The 17,941-nt window shown below is 40.5% G+C and carries 16 protein-coding genes; 11 read left to right on the forward strand and 5 right to left on the reverse strand.

Going from position 1 to position 17,941, the window contains the following annotated elements; translation table 11 throughout:
- Positions 1-2 precede the first annotated feature (2 nt).
- Positions 3-1,817: a UvrD-helicase domain-containing protein gene (locus DC487_RS13260; protein WP_116776445.1), complete on the forward strand. Its 1,815-nt coding sequence runs from the start codon at positions 3-5 to the stop codon at positions 1,815-1,817.
- 45 nt (positions 1,818-1,862) lie between these two features.
- Here the strand turns inward: DC487_RS13260 and DC487_RS13265 are convergent, their stop codons facing one another.
- The 4 genes from DC487_RS13265 to DC487_RS13280 form a co-directional block, all read right to left on the reverse strand.
- Complete coding sequence (locus tag DC487_RS13265) at positions 1,863-2,372, reverse strand: conjugal transfer protein TraD (protein ID WP_317046328.1); 510 nt, start codon at positions 2,370-2,372, stop codon at positions 1,863-1,865.
- A gap of 131 nt (positions 2,373-2,503) precedes the next feature.
- Positions 2,504-2,779 carry a DUF3408 domain-containing protein gene (locus DC487_RS13270; RefSeq protein ID WP_116776447.1) on the reverse strand — a complete coding sequence of 92 codons (276 nt, stop codon included), beginning with the start codon at positions 2,777-2,779 and terminating at the stop codon, positions 2,504-2,506.
- Positions 2,780-2,790: 11 nt separating this feature from the next.
- The gene (locus DC487_RS13275; RefSeq protein WP_116776448.1) at positions 2,791-3,213 is read right to left on the reverse strand and encodes a DUF3408 domain-containing protein; all 423 of its coding nucleotides are present in this window, start codon (positions 3,211-3,213) and stop codon (positions 2,791-2,793) included.
- A gap of 5 nt (positions 3,214-3,218) precedes the next feature.
- A complete protein-coding gene (locus DC487_RS13280) occupies positions 3,219-3,986 on the reverse strand; it encodes a ParA family protein (RefSeq protein ID WP_116776449.1) in 768 nt (255 codons plus the stop codon).
- A 743-nt stretch (positions 3,987-4,729) separates the two neighbouring features.
- Between DC487_RS13280 and mobA the strand changes: the two genes are divergently transcribed.
- The 3 genes from mobA (at position 4,730) to mobC (ending at position 8,622) form a co-directional block, all read left to right on the forward strand.
- Positions 4,730-5,167: a conjugal transfer protein MobA gene (gene mobA / locus DC487_RS13285; RefSeq protein WP_116776450.1), complete on the forward strand. Its 438-nt coding sequence runs from the start codon at positions 4,730-4,732 to the stop codon at positions 5,165-5,167.
- Between the two features lies 1 nt (position 5,168).
- Complete coding sequence (gene mobB / locus DC487_RS13290) at positions 5,169-6,467, forward strand: conjugal transfer protein MobB (RefSeq protein WP_116776451.1); 1,299 nt, start codon at positions 5,169-5,171, stop codon at positions 6,465-6,467.
- A 154-nt stretch (positions 6,468-6,621) separates the two neighbouring features.
- Positions 6,622-8,622 (forward strand): conjugal transfer protein MobC, encoded by a 2,001-nt coding sequence (mobC, locus tag DC487_RS13295; RefSeq protein ID WP_116776452.1) that lies wholly within the window; start codon positions 6,622-6,624, stop codon positions 8,620-8,622.
- 361 nt (positions 8,623-8,983) lie between these two features.
- Here the strand turns inward: mobC and DC487_RS13300 are convergent, their stop codons facing one another.
- Entirely contained in the window at positions 8,984-10,018 is a 1,035-nt protein-coding gene (locus tag DC487_RS13300; protein ID WP_116776453.1) for a hypothetical protein, read from the reverse strand.
- Between the two features lie 242 nt (positions 10,019-10,260).
- Here DC487_RS13300 and DC487_RS13305 point away from each other — a divergent pair, with 242 nt between their 5' ends.
- The 7 genes from DC487_RS13305 (at position 10,261) to DC487_RS13335 (ending at position 17,940) form a co-directional block, all read left to right on the forward strand.
- On the forward strand, positions 10,261-11,334 hold the full coding sequence (locus DC487_RS13305; RefSeq protein WP_116776454.1) for a sensor histidine kinase: 1,074 nt from the start codon (positions 10,261-10,263) through the stop codon (positions 11,332-11,334).
- Positions 11,331-12,050: a LytR/AlgR family response regulator transcription factor gene (locus DC487_RS13310; protein WP_116776455.1), complete on the forward strand. Its 720-nt coding sequence runs from the start codon at positions 11,331-11,333 to the stop codon at positions 12,048-12,050. Before DC487_RS13305 ends, DC487_RS13310 begins: the two co-directional genes overlap by 4 nt.
- 370 nt (positions 12,051-12,420) lie before the next feature.
- Positions 12,421-12,597 carry an RteC domain-containing protein gene (locus DC487_RS17460; protein WP_449441376.1) on the forward strand — a complete coding sequence of 59 codons (177 nt, stop codon included), beginning with the start codon at positions 12,421-12,423 and terminating at the stop codon, positions 12,595-12,597.
- 252 nt (positions 12,598-12,849) lie between these two features.
- Complete coding sequence (locus DC487_RS13320; protein ID WP_116776456.1) at positions 12,850-15,231, forward strand: TonB-dependent receptor; 2,382 nt, start codon at positions 12,850-12,852, stop codon at positions 15,229-15,231.
- Positions 15,232-15,260: 29 nt separating this feature from the next.
- Positions 15,261-15,833, forward strand: a complete 573-nt coding sequence (locus tag DC487_RS13325; RefSeq protein WP_116776457.1) for a Crp/Fnr family transcriptional regulator — start codon at positions 15,261-15,263, stop codon at positions 15,831-15,833.
- A 224-nt stretch (positions 15,834-16,057) separates the two neighbouring features.
- Positions 16,058-16,516 (forward strand): GbsR/MarR family transcriptional regulator, encoded by a 459-nt coding sequence (locus tag DC487_RS13330; protein WP_116776458.1) that lies wholly within the window; start codon positions 16,058-16,060, stop codon positions 16,514-16,516.
- Between the two features lie 65 nt (positions 16,517-16,581).
- Complete coding sequence (locus DC487_RS13335; protein ID WP_116776459.1) at positions 16,582-17,940, forward strand: TolC family protein; 1,359 nt, start codon at positions 16,582-16,584, stop codon at positions 17,938-17,940.
- Position 17,941: the final 1 nt, after the last annotated feature.

Here is a 17,941-nt window from a genome sequence, read left to right on the forward strand (position 1 = left end):
CTATGTTCATTTGGGAAAAAGGAAGTCTGAATGAGGAACAAGAAACTGCAATCTTAGAGAACGACAGTGTACTCTTGATTGCCTGCCCTGGTAGTGGAAAAACGAGAACACTTACATACAAAATCGCCTATGAATTAAGCAGGTTAAATTCCAATAAAGAGTTCGTTATTGCTATTACATACACGAATAATGCCGCTGATGAAATTAAAGAACGAGTGGAATTATTGGGGGTTGATACTACACAATTGTGGATTGGAACCATTCATTCGTTCTGTATGGAATGGATATTAAAACCTTACCACCTGTATTCTGATAGGTTGAAAAACGGATTTAAAGTTTGTAATTCTTTTGATACTGAAAAGCTCTTGACCGAATTATGTAAAAAATATAGCAATCCAAAAGTTACTTTCTATGATTTCAAATACTATGCTACCATAAATGGCACATACAAGTTTACATCAAAAAATAGTAATCAGAATGAGCATATAAAAGCTATTCTCCAAGAGTATTTTGGGATATTAAAAGCAAATAATCAACTGGATTTTGAGCAGATACTTTTTTATGCCTATGAATTGTTGAAATCAAAACCAATCATTTGTACCATCCTGTGCAAATTGTTTCCATTTATTTTGATTGATGAATACCAAGACACTAAAGAGATACAATATCATATAATTTCCAAAATATTAAGTGCAAACAACGGATGTTCGAAAACATTAATTGTGGGTGACCCTAACCAATCTATTTATCACTCTTTAGGTGGTTTTCCGATGCCAAAGGATGAATTGGAAAAGCTTTTAGGGTTTAACTTGACACAATTGAGTTTAGACAAAAATTACAGGTCTTCTGAAGCTATAATAAATTACTTTGATTATTATAAAACATTTGCTACCCCCATTGTAGCATTCGGTAACGAGAAAGAATATAGCAGTTTAATTACGTATAATTTATCAGTTTCTTTAGATAACTTGATAGAAGAAATTGCAAAATTGATTTTGTTCAATGTACAAGAGGCAGGAATAAGTCCTAACGAAATTTGTATCGCAGCACCTCAATGGATACAGATTGCAAGTATTACAAGGAAACTTATGATTAGGCTTCCAGATTTTAGTTTTGATGGACCGGGAATGGCTCCGTTTTCCCGGGATATTGAGAATTTTTGGTTTAAAGTTTCAAGAATTGTTTTGACAGAACCATCGCCTTATATGTACGTTCGTCGTTTGCGTTGGAGTAAAGAAGTTTTGAATGAACTTGAAGCTGCGGGGGTAGATGTATCAAACTTATCAAATAAAGAATTTTTGAAAATCTGCAATTCTATTGAAGTGGATGAAAGTGATGGTTTGACCTACTTACGGTCTTTCTTTGAACGAATTTGTGAAAACCTAAAAATACAAATTCAGAATTTCCCATTGCTTGAAGAACATCATACATCTTTTTTTGCGAGTTCTGAAAGTAGAATACAAAGGCTTATTGATGAAGGGAATCCCTTTATTGGAGAGATTGAAAATTTCAGAAAAGTTTTCAAACAAAGAGATGGAATTACAGTCTCAACTATTCACGGCGTAAAAGGAGAAGAATATGATACAGTTATCGGTTTTGCTCTTCTCGATGACTATGTACCACATTTCAATGATGCAAATGGCTATGAAAATTCAAAAAAGTTACTTTACGTTTTAGCGTCCAGAGCCAGAAAAAATTTGCATTTGATTTCAGAAACATCAAGGGGGGTAAATCGCTATAATCCGAATGGCAAAAGTCCAACACCTCATTTGCTTGAATATAATTATGGGTATTCTACTATTGAATTTGATGATTAGATTGATAGATTATTTTAAGTTGATAAACAAAGGGGAGCTGTCTTTTCAGACAAACTCCCCAATGTCGAAATCCTCAAAATCACTTTTCCGCAAATCGGGAGAACTGAAATCCGTTCCGGCGGAGAGGCTTTTGTCCAACAACTCTGCAATCTTCCGTGAAGCCCCATCCATTGAGTTTTCGAGCAGATTTAACAATTCCGTTCCCTGTAATCGCTGAACTATGTCCACCGCTTTCTGTTGCTGGGCAGGTTCAAGTGTATCTTGCTCCAACCATGCCCCTACGGTTGTCAGTTCATCAAAGGTAACCCCTGTGGCAAACTCATTGTCGCTGTCCTCAAACCCGTACTCATCCCATTCGTCTTCCTCATTTTCAAAATCGGACATACTCCCGAAAACTTCATCCGGCTCTCCCTCAATCTGCGGATTTTCCAATCCAAAACCTATCCCGTAGGTTTCTGTTCCAAAATTATCAGCTTTCCCGTCACGTTCGCCCGATTGTCTCTTTGTGGCATTCAGTGGCAAGGTGTGGCGTTCCACAGGCTTGGGAAGCCCCATAATATCCGGCAGGTCGGGGCTTTTCTTTTCCGGCTTTATTTCCTTGCGGACATTCTTATGGATGACCACCTTATCTTTCAGCAAAAGGATGATGACGATGATAAGGCATATTACAATCAATGTTTCCATAGCTATAAGATTGGCTTTTGCTTGTCGGCATAGATAATCTTTATTTCGTCTCCGAACTCCTCAAAGTGGTGTTTCAGTAAACTGTGCAGGTAATCGGTAAGCGTAATTTCTCCCTCGCCGAGCAGAAAGACGATACGGGATAATTTCTTATGGAAATCGGGGCTTATGTAGACTGATTTTCCGCATCTTGCCACGACCCCTGTCGGTCTTAAAAATGCCGATTTGTAATGCGCTTTGCGCAATACCTTTTCTGGTTGTTTTTGCTGTGTCTTGTTCATAATCGAATACTTTAAAAAATGGGTTTAAACTTATTGTTGAAATCATCGGTGATGGCTTTCTCGAACTGTTCAAAATGATGTTCGAGAATATTGTCCAAATAAGCGTACAGGGGTATTTTATCCTCGCCGATAACCTGCACGATACGGGAAAGCCGTTCGTGGTATTCCTGCCGGATGTAGATGCTCTTATCGCCACGGCGTGTCATGGTGTGGCTGTTGAGGAAACGCTCGCCATAGCCCGTATCGGAAGCCCTCTTTTGTCGGGTACGCTCTTTGGCTACGGGCTTTTCCGTTGCCATTTCCTTTGTTGGCTCTGCGCTCGGCTCTTGGGGGGCTACCGCCTGTTGGGGCTTCTTTGTTTCACCTGCCATGATGGACATGAGATATGCCTCGTCAATCGGGGCATTCGGCTTTTTCTTGTTTTCATTTTCCATAGCGGTTACAGTTTGACGGTTCTTAAAAATTCACTGATGAACAAATCCAAGCCGGAGGCTTTCATCAATCTTTTGTCTGGAGGTAACAGCGTGGAGCGGAAGACGGTCTTTGCCGTTGCCTCGCTTTCCTTGCGGAAGCGTTTGCTATCGGCAATGCGTGTTTCCATTGCTTGTAGTCCGACCTCGTTAATAACGTTGCCGTAGATTTCGTACAGTTGCGATTTTTCCCTGCCATCGACCATGTTCCAAAACAGCCGTATGGTTTCGATGGAGGTTTGCCCGTGTTTCATAAGGACGTTGGTCAGTACATCGGTAAAGCTCAATGTGCTTTCCATGACCACACGGTCTGCCGTGATGGGCGAAAAGATGTGGTTCATTCCTGCCAGTGTGTTCAGCAAGCCCGAAGTGTTTACCGTTCCGGTCAAATCAAAGAAAACCACATCCACGGGAACGGTCGAGGACTGTATGAATGCTTCCGCATCCGTTAGGGCATTGTCAGCCTTGCTTTGCAGTACCGGATAGGCTTTTTTGTTGATGGTGGAAAATTGGCGGTGTGCCAGTTTTTTCAGCACCTCGTTTTGCATGACCGCTTTCAAATCCCGTTCCCTCATTTGGCAGATGCTGTGCTGTGGATAATCGCAGTCAAAGACGGCTACGTTATAGCCCATTTGGTAATGGAGTATGCTTGCCGTAACCGTTGTAAACGTGCTTTTCCCAACGCCCCCTTTTTGGCTTGAAAAAGCAATGAATTTTGTCCTGTTTGTTGCTTCCATTTCTATTCTATTTTTAAGTTTCTTTTTCCGTGGACTGCCTGCCGTCCTGCATGGAACAGGGCTGTCATCCCTGCACACTCTCCGGCAGTCTTGATACAATCCCGTCTGTCGGGCTTGCCATCGTTCGTTCAATCAGCCGTGCCGTCATTCCGGCTTTCACACGGGCAAGACCGATGGCTTGCCTGTCGTCCTGCCCGATGGAATGGCTACCGGATAGTTTTCATGCCGTCCGGTATTCCTGCCTGCCGAGCGGAACGCCGTCATGTGTTCCGGCATTCCTGCGCTCCGTCTTTCAGAACTCCCATCGGGAGCGGATGCCTGCAAACAGGCTTGCGTGACTGATAGCGCAAAGAAGCAGGTTATTCCGCTCCATTGATTTAAAGCGGTAATCCACGGCATTTTTTGGCAATGTTTGGTCGTGGCGGATAGGTCAATGCTTTGAGAAAGCTACCCTTACTTTGTAAGGGCTTAAATGCAAGGGGTGAATGGAGAAATCATTGGAGAATGGAAGTTATGGGCGGAACGGCGCAAAGCCGTTTTTTTCCGCTTTACCCAATCCGACCCGCAGGGCGGATTTTCTGTTCACCCGAACAGAGCAAGTTATGTTTTGAGATGCTCGAAATAAATTCCGCACCTCAAAACCACTTGCCCTTGCAGGGGGCTGAAAACCGCTCCGAAGTCGCAGTTTATAGTAATTAACTAAAGTTGAGCTCGCTGAAGCTCGGTTATTAATGGATTTAGATATGGAAGACAACAGAAGAAACCGAACAAACAAAGTTGGTCGTAAGCCTAAGAAAGACCCTGCCATCCACCGTTATTCGATTAGTCTCAACGACATGGAAAATGCACAGTTCCTTACGTTGTTCGAGCAATCGGGAATGAAAGTAATGGCACATTTTATTACAGCGTGCATCTTTCAGAAGCCAGTCAAGACCGTAAAAATTGACATGGATGCAGTCGATTTTCATACGAGGCTGACCAATTTTTACAGCCAGTTCAGAACGGTTGGAGTGAATTACAACCAAATCGTGAAGATACTTTACCGTAATTTCTCGGAGAAAAAGGCATCGGCTTACCTCTTTAAACTGGAAAAGCAGACGGCAGAAATGGCGGAATTGTGCCGGAAAGTTATTGAGCTCACACAGGAATTTGAAAAAGAACACCTGCAAAAACACAGATAAGATGATAGCAAAGATGGGAAAGGGTGAGAATTTGTACGGTGCTATTTCCTATAATCAAAAGAAGATTGATAGTGAAAACGGGCAGGTTTTGTTATTGAACAGAATACCCGAAACGTTGGATAATACCTATTCGACAAGCTACCTGCACCAGTGTTTTGAGCCGTATCTGTCCGCAAATATCAAAACTGAAAAGCCAGTGCGCCACATATCGCTGAACCCTGATCCTGCGGATAGGGTCAGCGATGGGCAGTTCGTAAAAATGGCGCAGGAATATATGGAGCGCATGGGGTATGGCAACCAACCTTATATCGTTTTCAAGCATACCGATATTGAACGCACCCATATCCACATCGTAACGGTCTGTGTGGGTTTGGACGGCAAGAAGCTACCGGACAGCTACGACCATCCACGTTCGATGGCAATCTGTCGGGATTTGGAACAAACGTACAATCTTATACCTGCCACAGAAAAACAGCGAACGGGAAATGAGCAGGTATTCCGTCTGGTGGATTACAGAGCCGGAGACGTTAAGAGCCAAATCGCATCGGTGGTGCGACACCTGCCGAAGTATTACGGGTACGCAAGCCTCGGCGCATACAACGCCTTGCTTTCACTTTTCAATATTACCGCCGAGGAAGTCAAAGGGGAATTGCACGGACAGCCTAAAAACGGGCTTGTCTATTTTGCATTGAACGAACAGGGAGAAAAAGCGAGCAATCCTTTTAAAGCATCCCTTTTCGGCAAACAGGCGGGACTGGACGAATTGCAAAACCAATTCGCACAGGCTAAGGAGAAAATGAAAGCCGACCCCACAAGAGCCGTACTGAAAAGCACCATTGAAGTAGCGATGCACACCGCCACTAATGAAGTCGATTTTAAAAAGCAACTGTTGGAGCAGGGCATCAATGCCGTGGTACGGCGCAACGATGAGGGGCGTATATATGGTATGACCTTTATCGACCACGAAAGCCGTACCGTTTGGAACGGTTCAGCTTTAGGTAAAAACCTTTCGGCTAATGTCTTCAATGATTGGTGGAACGAGCAAGCGGTCGGGCAACGTCAAGAAGCTGAAAAAACATCCGCACAAAATCAGTCATCGACCACAGGCAACACCGTAGAGAAAGAGGAAGCCCACGCACTTTTTAACTTCCTTAATAAAGAACAGCCGACCGATGATTTATGGATAGACGGATTGGGTGGACTATTGCCGGAGGTACAGGGTGAAGACTACGAGGAACAGGCATTTGCCAACCGTATGAAGAAAAAGAAGAAACACCGAAAACGGGGAAGACAAAAATAGCTTTTTTTAACCATCAATGACCAGGATTAACATCTTGGTCTTTGTGGTTTTTAAAGTTACTGTCAAACTAAGCCACCAAAAGCCATCCTAAACCGCTTTGGATATGCCCTTTTAAATAGCCTCTAAATTTCCTGCATCACTAAAATTTTTCGTTATGCAGGGAGAAGACGATTTGAGAGGATTAGCCAAAATCATGGCTTTTATGCGTGCCGTAAGTATTCTTTTGGTACTGATGCACTTTTATTGGTTCTGTTACGGGTTCTTTGCCGAACGTGGGTGGACACTGGAAATTATCGGCAAGATACTGACCAATTTCAACCGTACCGCAGGGCTTTTTTCACACACGCTTTACACCAAGATTTTTGCATTGCTGTTGTTGGCGTTAAGCTGTCTCGGCACTAAGGGCGTAAAGAATGAAAAGATAACGTGGGCTAAGATTTACACCGCCTTAGTCATCGGCTTTGTGCTGTTCTTTATGAACACGCCATTGTTAAAGCTGTCGGCAGGGGTTGCCACATCGCTTTACATCCTTACAACAAGTTTGGGATACATAGTCTTGCTCATGGCAGGGGTATGGATGAGCAGACTGGTCCGCAACAATCTGATGGACGATGTTTTCAATAATGAAAACGAGAGTTTCCAACAGGAAACCAGTCTGATAGAAAATGAATACTCGGTCAATCTTCCGACAAAGTTTTTTTACAAAGGCAAGTGGAACAATGGATGGATTAATATCGTCAACCCTTTTCGAGCCTCGATTGTACTTGGTACTCCCGGCTCCGGAAAATCCTACGCCATCGTAAACAACTACATCAAGCAACATATCGAAAAGGGGTTCGCGATGTATATCTACGATTTTAAGTTTGACGACCTTTCCACGATTGCCTATAACCATTTGCTGAAACACTCCGATAAGTATAAGGTAAAGCCTAAATTTTATGTAATCAATTTTGACGACCCACGCCGAAGCCACCGATGCAATCCGCTAAGCCCTGCCTTTATGACGGATATATCCGATGCCTACGAAGCCTCTTATACCATTATGCTTAACCTTAACAGGTCGTGGATTTTGAAGCAAGGGGATTTTTTCGTTGAAAGTCCAATTATATTGCTTGCCTCAATCATTTGGTTTCTGAAAATCTATGAAGACGGAAAGTATTGTACGTTTCCCCATGCTATTGAATTGCTGAATAAAAAATATGCAGACGTTTTTACGATACTCACCTCATATCCCGAACTCGAAAACTATCTTTCAGCTTTCATGGATGCGTGGCAGGGCGGAGCGCAAGACCAGTTACAGGGGCAGATAGCATCGGCAAAAATTCCATTGTCACGGATGATTTCGCCAAAGCTTTATTGGGTAATGACAGGAGATGATTTTTCACTGGACATCAATAACCCTAAAGAGCCGAAGATACTATGTGTCGGGAATAACCCCGACCGTCAAAATATCTACTCCTCCGCTTTGGGATTGTACAATTCGAGGATTGTAAAACTCATCAATAAAAAACATAAGTCAAAGAGTTCAGTTATCATAGACGAGTTACCTACGATATATTTTCGTGGTTTGGATAATCTTATTGCAACTGCACGTAGTAATAAAGTATCCGTATGCTTGGGTTTTCAAGACTATTCACAGTTAATAAGGGATTATGGCGATAAGGAGAGCAAAGTTATCCAAAATACCGTGGGCAATATTTTCTCCGGTCAGGTAGTGGGCGAAACAGCCAAAAATCTAAGTGAACGCTTTGGAAAAGTGTTGCAGAAACGCCAAAGCATGACCATAAACCGTAATGATAAATCCACATCTATATCCACCCAATTGGACACGCTTATACCTGCATCCAAAATATCCACGCTCACACAAGGAATGTTCGTTGGGGCTGTTTCAGACAACTTCGATGAACGCATCGAACAGAAAATATTTCATGCTGAAATTGTTGTGGATAACGAAAAGGTTTCTGCCGAAACCAAAGCCTATAAGAAGATACCGCAGATATTATCCTTTACTGATGAACTCGGCAACGATAATATGAAACAGGTCATTGAAGCCAATTACAGGCAGGTCAAAGCGGACGTTTTGCAGATTGTGGAAAGCGAAATGGAGCGGATTAAGAACGACCCTGATTTACAGCATCTACTGCAAGGAAAATAAATAACGTCATTATATAGCGTAATTAGTCTACATAGATCTAGAACTTCTACACAAAATATCAAAAACGATTATAGTGAAAAATATAATTGACTTTTTTCATCCAATAAAAGCACAAATATGTTGCACTTCATTCTAGCTCATCGCAACGGAACCCTAGCTTTGAGAGTAAACTTATTATATGTTCACAATTTGTAATATTCCCCTCCACCCTGAGCACCTTATCGCAATCTTCAAGATCAACGGTCACGATGCTATGGGGATCTAGCGAGCAGATGGCTGACCTTACATCATTTACCTGTGTTCTGTTTTCTATATCTGTACTGAAAATCTTTACGTTTTGCATTCTAAATCAATTAATATACTATTTACCTAACATTTTCTTTGCAAAGGGATTGAAGGAAATTCCTACATTAAAATAAGCAGTCGGTTTCGCAGAGGTTTCTAGCCATTGTGCACTAAACGTTTTCTCTTTTTCGAACAATCGGCTTATAGCTATCCATTTTAGACCTGTTCGGGCGGTCAAAATTAGATAATCTCCAATCAGATGTTCATATATCACACCATTATCAAGCTCAATCTGTCTATATTCATATTTCTGTGAAGGCAAATGCTCATTAATATTGTATAGATAAAAGCCGTTTCGGTCTAGTTCTGTTCCCATCGAAATTCTGCCTCGCTCAAACACATGCTTCCGAACGAGCAACTGCCTAGGCATGATCAAATCGAGCATCATTCCATTATTAAATTTACGCTCATACGTTATCATTGGCAACAAAGGTAGCTGAGTACTAGGGTCAACGTTCACTAAGATGCCTGCCATAAATTTCGTTCGCGTATCCGCTTTAAGCACAATAGTGCCAATGGCCAATCCTTTTAGTCTTTCAAAATGTTTTTCGCTACCGTCAACGATGAGGCTGGTATTTACGAAGAAGGGTTTAGTAAATATTTTGGAAATATACGTGAAGTTGAGCGACGTGGAATGGTAAGTAAAATCATTCTTTACTGCTTGTACAAGACCACTTGAGGGTACGGTAAAGTCATTATCCGCACTTGTGTATCGATAGGAAAAGGTTGCGCCGAGTATCAACTTCTTCTTTGCTAAAAAATACAAGTTTGCATTGGCTTTTATATGATGATAGGATGAAACCTTGCTCTCCGGAAGAGAGCTCCCATCTTTTTTTGGCGTATATCTATATGGAGCCACTTGACTGAATTCAACATTGAAAGGGCGAACCATTGCGAATTGCCGAGAGGCATAATCCAAAGCATTACGTCTCATATTTGTTGTGTCCTGAAATTTCTGCTTTTGCGATAGTGTATCCGCTGTTTGTGATCGTCCATTTGAGGATAAAAAACACAGCACTGCTATCCATATCATTTTTTCTATTTTCTTCATATGCTCGAGGTGCTTTTCGAAATGTGGGAGTGGCTCATTTAATCCTTTATTTCGATACCTTTCTACAAAGAAAACAATAAGCGGGACAGCGATTTTTTAAATTATACCAACCCAACTAGAAATTATACAAAATGCTTTTGAAAACCCTATTGGTATAAAAATGAAGTCATTTTGTATAATAATGAAAGTATATGGCAAGCTTTCAGCCTATATTTGTCATAGGTAATCCATAATGTTTTCAGATGAGCAACAAGCCCAGAATTCAGGACATAAAAGTAAGCCACTTCATCGTTGATAACCGATACAGGTTGGCAAGGCACCTGTTTCTTTTGACAGGCGTATTGATGTTGCTGGCGTTTTCCAGTTTGATACGGGATATTCCGAGTCCGCATAAATATTATCATCTTGCCACCGTGTACGCAGGTATGATGATGATGAGCTACGCAAATATTTATATCCTTGTACCTCGACTATTTTTTAGGGGACATTATATTGGTTATTTCATTCTGCTGTTCTTACTGGTCTTTGTTTTCTTGCTTGCAATCTCTTGGGTATTAAGGCAAGTACCCTCTGACATAGCTTTCGAAAAGTCAGTAGATTCTTCCCATACAGGGTTTTATGACGCGCTGATGTCCTTGATCCCCATTATCCTAGTTACCACGATGATTAAACTTTTTCAGCGATGGACGTTGGACAATACGGAAATCAATGAATTAAAAGACACTTCTGTAGCCATCGAGATGGATATCCTACGCAATCAGATATCACCGCATTTCCTTTTCAATATGCTTAATGGAATCAAAGTCACGATGCGAACAGACACAGAAAAGGCTGAGAGTATGATATTCAAATTATCCGATTTTTTACGCTACCAATTGTACGAGAACACGGCGGATAAAACTTTTTTTAAGTCAGAAATTGATTTCCTCACTAATCTGATCGAACTGGAAAAGACCAGACGTGAAAATTTTTCTACATCCATTACTACAGATATTCCTCAAAAGGAAATCAATAGCCTGCTAATACCGCCTAATTTATTTACCATTTTCGTAGAGAATGCAATTAAACACAGTGTATCTATAGGACTGGAAGATTCTTATGTAAACGTGCATTTTGAAAAAGCAAATAACAGGTTATGCTTTACGTGTACCAATTCAAAGGATACCGTATACAGCAATAGAATGAACAAAAAACCGGGTGGCATCGGACTAGCGAACATACGGCGCCGACTGGAACTCCTCTACGGTGATCATTGCCAACTTCAAATCATTGGCGATGAATTTATCCATACTGTCAAACTAAATATACCCTTATGAACTGTATAGTAATAGAAGACGAGCCTTTGGCAAGAACTGAAATGGAAACCTTGATACTCGAAGTGTCCGACCTAGAGCTGTCAGGAACTTTTTCCAATGTACCTACAGCGCAATTATTCCTGAAAGATCATAAAGTTGACCTGATATTTTTGGATATTGAAATGCCCTTGGTATCTGGGATAGAGTTTGCAGAAAGCCTTCCAAAGGATACACTAGTTATTTTTACTACATCTTATCCCCAATATGCTTTAAAAAGCTACGAATTGGAAGCGATTGATTATTTGTTAAAACCGATTATAAAGACGAGGTTATCAAAGGCTATTTCGAAAGCAAAATTATACCATCATCTACTCACAAACGATCAACAAAAAAACGTATTGGCATCCAGCAATTCCGAATTTATGATGATAAAAGCTGATAGAAAATTTCATAAGGTAATGTATGCAGATATTAAATTTATTGAAGGGCTTAAGGATTATGTCGTGTTACATACCAAATATAACAAACTAATTACTGCAATGAACCTAAAGACGATACATCTAAAACTCCCTAGTAGTATCTTCCACCGAATAGGAAAATCTTATGTGATCAACCTGAATCATATCGTCTCGTTCGATCATCATACGGTATATCTCGATGATGACGATGAGATTCCATTAGGTGAGGTATATAAAGAAGCTTTTTTTGAAAGATTTGGGGTTAATCTTAAGAATTAGTTGCCTTCGTATTTATGGCGAATCAGTTTAAAATTAATATTGTCGGTATTATAAATTCTATGACTTTTTGAAGCTTAAGCTGTGGAAATGACAGGTCAGCTTTTGATATGAAATTAACTCATACAAACAGTTGAATGGAAAAATTTTACAATGAGAAAATATCAGAATTAGAGATAGCCATCGCCGAATTGGAGTAGATACCGATAACTCCTTACGACGGTTAGAGACGGTAATCCACTATATTATCGGATACCTATCCGAAGTAAAAGAATATGTTCTGAAAAGAGGATTTAAGAATACTAATGAGGAAATTCGCTTTTTCAAATATCAGAAACCAGTTATCGTAGCCAAGCTCATTTACTACAATACGATTTACAAAATTGAAACAAAAAAGCCTTATGGAACAAAGCCCATAAGGAAATATCTTAACAAAGAACTGAAAAAGCTAAAGAGGTTCTTTGACAACAAAATCGATTTTTACAAGTACTATCGTAGCAGATACCGCATATATTATCCTTTGCCGATGAACACGGCAACGATAATATGAAGCAGGTCATCGAAGCCAATTACAGGCAGGTCAAAGCGGATGTTGTGCAGATTGTAGAAATTGAATTGGAGAGGATTAGGAACGACCCAGATTTACAGCATTTGATGCAGTAAGAGCTCATGAATTCCTCCTCTGTCGGTTCTAAAAAATGAATAATTACAATTTTTAATACATTTTTTTTCTTGACTAAAGTCAACGTTGAGATTTTATTCAGCTAACGAGATTTGCAGGGTAAAATAATAACGATAAAAAATGAATAAAATACTATTAGCATTATTACTACTGGCAACTTTTAATGTGTCAGCTCAGAAAGGTTCTATACGTGGACGAATTATGGAAAACATCACAGAGCGACCTCTCGAAGGAGCAACTATCGTCTATATGGGAGATACTACTTTATCTGCTGTATCAGATAAAGATGGACGCTACAAATTAAACAATTTACCTGTTGGCCGCTTAACCCTAAGCATTTCTTATATAGGTTATGATGAGGTCATTTTACCAAACATTGATGTCATCAGTGGAAAAGATGTACCAATAGATGTACGCATGACCGAAAGCTTTAATACATTGGATGAGGTTGTTATTTCTGTTGGCCCTCGAAAAGATCGTGCTTTAAACAAACTAGCGGCAGTGAGTGCCCGTCAGGTGAGTGTCGAAGAGATCACAAGATATGCAGGAGGTCGCAGTGATGTTGCCCGGCTTGCGACCAATTTTGCAGGTGTATCAGCACCAGATGACAGCCGCAATGATATTGTCGTCCGTGGTAATTCCCCTACCGGCTTATTGTGGCGTATAGAGGGCATTCCGGTATCTAATCCTAACCACTTTAGTTCACTGGGTACTACGGGAAGTCCGGTATCCGCATTGAACGCTAATGTCATGGCAAATTCCGATTTTATAACCTCCGCATTTCCTGCGGAATACGGTAATGCTATAGGAGGTGTTTTTGATATTGGATTGCGAACAGGTAATGATACAGATTACGAATACACCATTGCAGCAGGTGCATTCAGTGGTGGAGAAGCCATGATAGAAGGTCCGATGGGCAAGAAAGGATCATTCCTATTGAATGCCCGTTATGGGTTAGCTGGCTTATTTGGGGCAGGTGGCACTGGCGGTGCCATACCTAATTATGGAGATCTGTCTTTCAACCTTGATTTTGGAGAAGGCAAAGCTGGGCGTTTTTCCCTTTTTGGAATTTCAGGAACATCAAAAATAAGTTTTCGAGGTGCAAAGGTCGACAGAGAGAAAAATGAAGATCTTTTCGGAGCAGAAGATGAAGATATGGATATCACGTCAAGATTTGGCGTATTGGGTTTAAAGCATTTAATAGCACTGAACGATTACTCCTCCATCAAAACAGTTGTCGGAACGTCGTCAAGTAAAGAAAAAGTAGAATTAGAACGTGTTTTCGACTACGGCACGCCTGATGCAACCCCTCTCCCGTATCGCTATGTCGACAATGACGAATCGCGAATTACCTTATCATCAGTTTACAATGCAAGATACAGCAGTAATCTCACGGTACGTGGAGGAATTATGTTAGAGCAATATGGTCTTCGCGGCGAGTTCTATACAAGAGACCAACAGGTCGATACCGATGGAGACGGATATCCAGATTATGTCCAACTGATGGATACAGACGATAGATACACTATTTTTCAACCATTTGTACAAGGACAATATCGGCTTTCGGAAAGTTTCACGCTGAATGGCGGAATCCATGGGCAGTACTTTTCGTTGAATGAGGCATTTGTTTTCGAGCCTCGTGCTTCCTTAACATGGAATCTAACCCCGATACATAGCTTCAATGCAGGTTACGGCATGCACCATCAAAATGTAGCAGCACCTCTTTTGTTTCTTACCCAACATGTCAATGGCAGTCCTATCCAGCCAAACCGAAATCTGGATCTAGTACGCAGCGATCACTATGTCGTAGGATATGACCTACGACCCGGCAATGGTTGGAGAGCCAAAATTGAAGCTTATTATCAGGACATCAAAAATGCCGCTGTAGAGAATTCACCAAGCAGTTACTCTTCACTTACTGAGGGGGCTGATTTTGGTTTCAGTATTGATAAATTTGGATTGGTCAGCAAGGGCACTGGTCATACAAGAGGACTCGAATTGACGATTGAGAAGTTTCTTTCCAATGGATGGTATGGACTTGCCACGGGATCCATATTTCAGGCAAAATACAAAGGCAGTGACGGTATAGAACGCCATTCACCTTTCAGCAATGGGTACGTATTTAACGTGCTGGCCGGCAAAGAGTTTCAGGTGGGAAAAAGCGGAAATGTACTATTCATGGACACACGTCTTAGCACAGCAGGTGGCAGACGCTATACCCCCGTCGATCTGGAAGCAAGTCGAGATGCTGGATACCAAGTTTTGCAGGACGACATGGCGTTTAGTCAACAATATGATCCCTATTTTCGTATGGATTTCAAATTCGGCATGAAGTTAAACAGTAGCCGCAAGAAAATGTCTCATCATTTTTATGTCGACCTACAAAATGTTACGGATAATAAAAATATATTCGTAAGACAGTACAACAGACTTACCAATAACATTGACCAGAAAGATCAGCTGGGCTTTTTCCCCGATTTCGGCTATAAATTCCAATTTTAGTAACTTGCACACAGAATTCAAATGACTCTATGAAAGAAACTTTAAAAGCTTTTCTTAATTATTTTGCTCCGCTAGATGCGGAGCAATTTGACAAATTTGCAGAAATTTTCACTCCGGTACCTATCAAACGTCTTGACCACTTGTATAGGGAGGGGGACAATATAAAAAGCTTATACTATATACACGACGGTTTGATGCGGGGCTACTATCCAAAGGAAGGCGTGGAACATACGACAAGTTTTTACTTTGGACCTGTCCTCATGACCGACCTCCCAACAGTGAAGGATAATACGCTTACAAAAATGAACATGCAAGCACTTAGGGAAACGCAATGCTATGAAGCCAATTATGAAGAAGCTGTCCAGATAGCTTTTGAAAACCCAGATCTTCTGAAGGCTTTTTACAGAATGTTTGAATTCATGCTGAATGATCTGATAGCCCGTCAAGTATCGTTTATATATGATACACCTACAGAACGTTATTTGAACTTGTTTAAAGAGCGACCGCAGCTTATCGCAGAAATTCCGCAACATTATTTGGCAAGCTATCTGGGTATTCAACCAGAAACGCTAAGTAGGATAAGGAAAAAAATTGCCTTGTAAAGGTACCAATTCTATCCACTCCTATCGACTATAATGATCTAGACAACGAAAATTCACATAAGATACAAGCTAGATATGAAATACGCAGATAGAATATGTGGAGAGATTAAGTTGCTAAGTGGAGAACACCCTAGTCTATAATAAAAATTAAGTTCAGTATTTTGTGAACTAAAAAAACTTACTTATCTTTGCAACATATTTATGAACACATAATTATTTTTAAGATGGTCCTGACAGAAAAGCAAAAGGAACTCATAGAAGAATTCGGCGTATTAAACGAGAAGTATGGCCTACCTCCGGCTGAGTGTCGGGTATGGGGTCTTTTCTTGGTGGCAGACAAGGTGGAATTGACCTTTGATGAAATTATGGAAACACTGAATTTAAGTAAGGGCGGCACAAGTAATGCATTGAACAGGTTGATGATGACCCATCATATCGAATACATAACCAAGCTGGGCGATAAGAAACGTTATTTCCGTTGTAAAATGAACAACTGGACGCAGATGACAAAAGAGAATTTTGAAAAATTTGACGATTTGAATATCATCCTAAAAGAAATCCTTAAAGCCAGAACCTCTAAAACTCCTCAATTTAACAAAGACCTAAAGGAAGTTACTGAATTTTTAGATTTTGTCTACAAGGAAATCATGCTAGCTATTCACAAGTGGGAAAATAGACAATAATTTTTTTTGCAATAAAAGTTCATTTTAAACTGAACTAATTAATAAAAACTGAATAAAATAAACAAATGAAATTAAGTATTATACCATGCATTTTACTGCTATTGCATCTGCTTCCATTTATAATTAGCGCTCAGCATACCGAAAATCAGTTTAGTCTGAGGGAAGCCGTCCAATATGGCGTTGAGCATCATCTTATTATTCAGAAATCCGATTATGAGTTGGAGATATACAATCAAAAATTCAGAGAAGAACTTTCTGGTTACTTACCCCAAATTATAGCCGATGCCGCCTATACAAATAATCTGAAACTCATCACACAAATTATTCCCGGAGAATTTATCGGACAGCCGGGACGGGATCAGGCAGTTCAGTTTGGAACAAAATATAATGCGTCCGCTAATATAGATTTGACCCAGACGATAATCGATTTCGAAAAGATCACCGGACAGAAGATTGCTAGACAAAACAGCAGGATCAGTCTGTTGAATAAGCAGAAAACAATTGAACTGATTATCTATGATATTGCTACTGCTTACAACATATCTCAGGTTGCTCTTCTGCAACAGGATGATATTAAGGGAAATATATTAAAAATAGATACACTGATTGCCAGTATGGAATCACAGGTTCAGAACGGATTTTCCATTCCTGTTGACTTAAAACGTCTGCAACTGGAGAGGACAAACCTGCAAACACGGCTTCAGAATGCTGAAATGGAGTACGAGCAGAGTATTACCCTCCTAAAATATACAATGGCCTATCCCTTAGAGGAAACCATCCACATCGAAATACGTTCCGAATTATTGCCTTCTGGAAGATTACTCCGAGAAGATTTAATGGTGAGATCCATAGACCTCGAATTGCTTGCTGCACAAGATGAGTTTACCGCATTACATCTAAGACAAATGAAGCAATCTTATCTACCTAAGCTCTCATTTAACTTTAGATATGGAACATTGGCACAGCAGAATAATCCGAATATCTTCCGCACCAACACCAATTGGTATCCCAACTCACTGGCAAGCCTCAACCTCTCTATTCCCATTTTTGACGGGAACTACAAGGCCTCAAGAGTAAAACAGTTACAACTGGAACAACACCAAAACAGCCTCGATATCAAAATGCAACAACAAGCACTGGATAAAGATGTGAAGAATGCGACGACAAAATTGACCATTAGTCAATCTAACATGGCTACAACAAAAGAAAGTATGGACTTAGCAGAGGAAGTGTATGCGATTACCTATGTACAGTTTAAAAACGGCTATACCCCTTTAAAAGATTTACTGGATGCAAATACAGAAATTAAAGAAACGCAGACTGCTTTTTTAAGAGCCATATTAGAAGTTCAGTCAGCAGAATTAGAACTCCTCAAGGTAACCGGAAATATAGAAAACATTTTAAAACAGCAATCAACTCAATAGA

It is taken from the genome of Sphingobacterium corticibacter, assembly GCF_003076635.1.
Taxonomy (GTDB): Bacteria; Bacteroidota; Bacteroidia; order Sphingobacteriales; family Sphingobacteriaceae; genus Sphingobacterium; species Sphingobacterium corticibacter.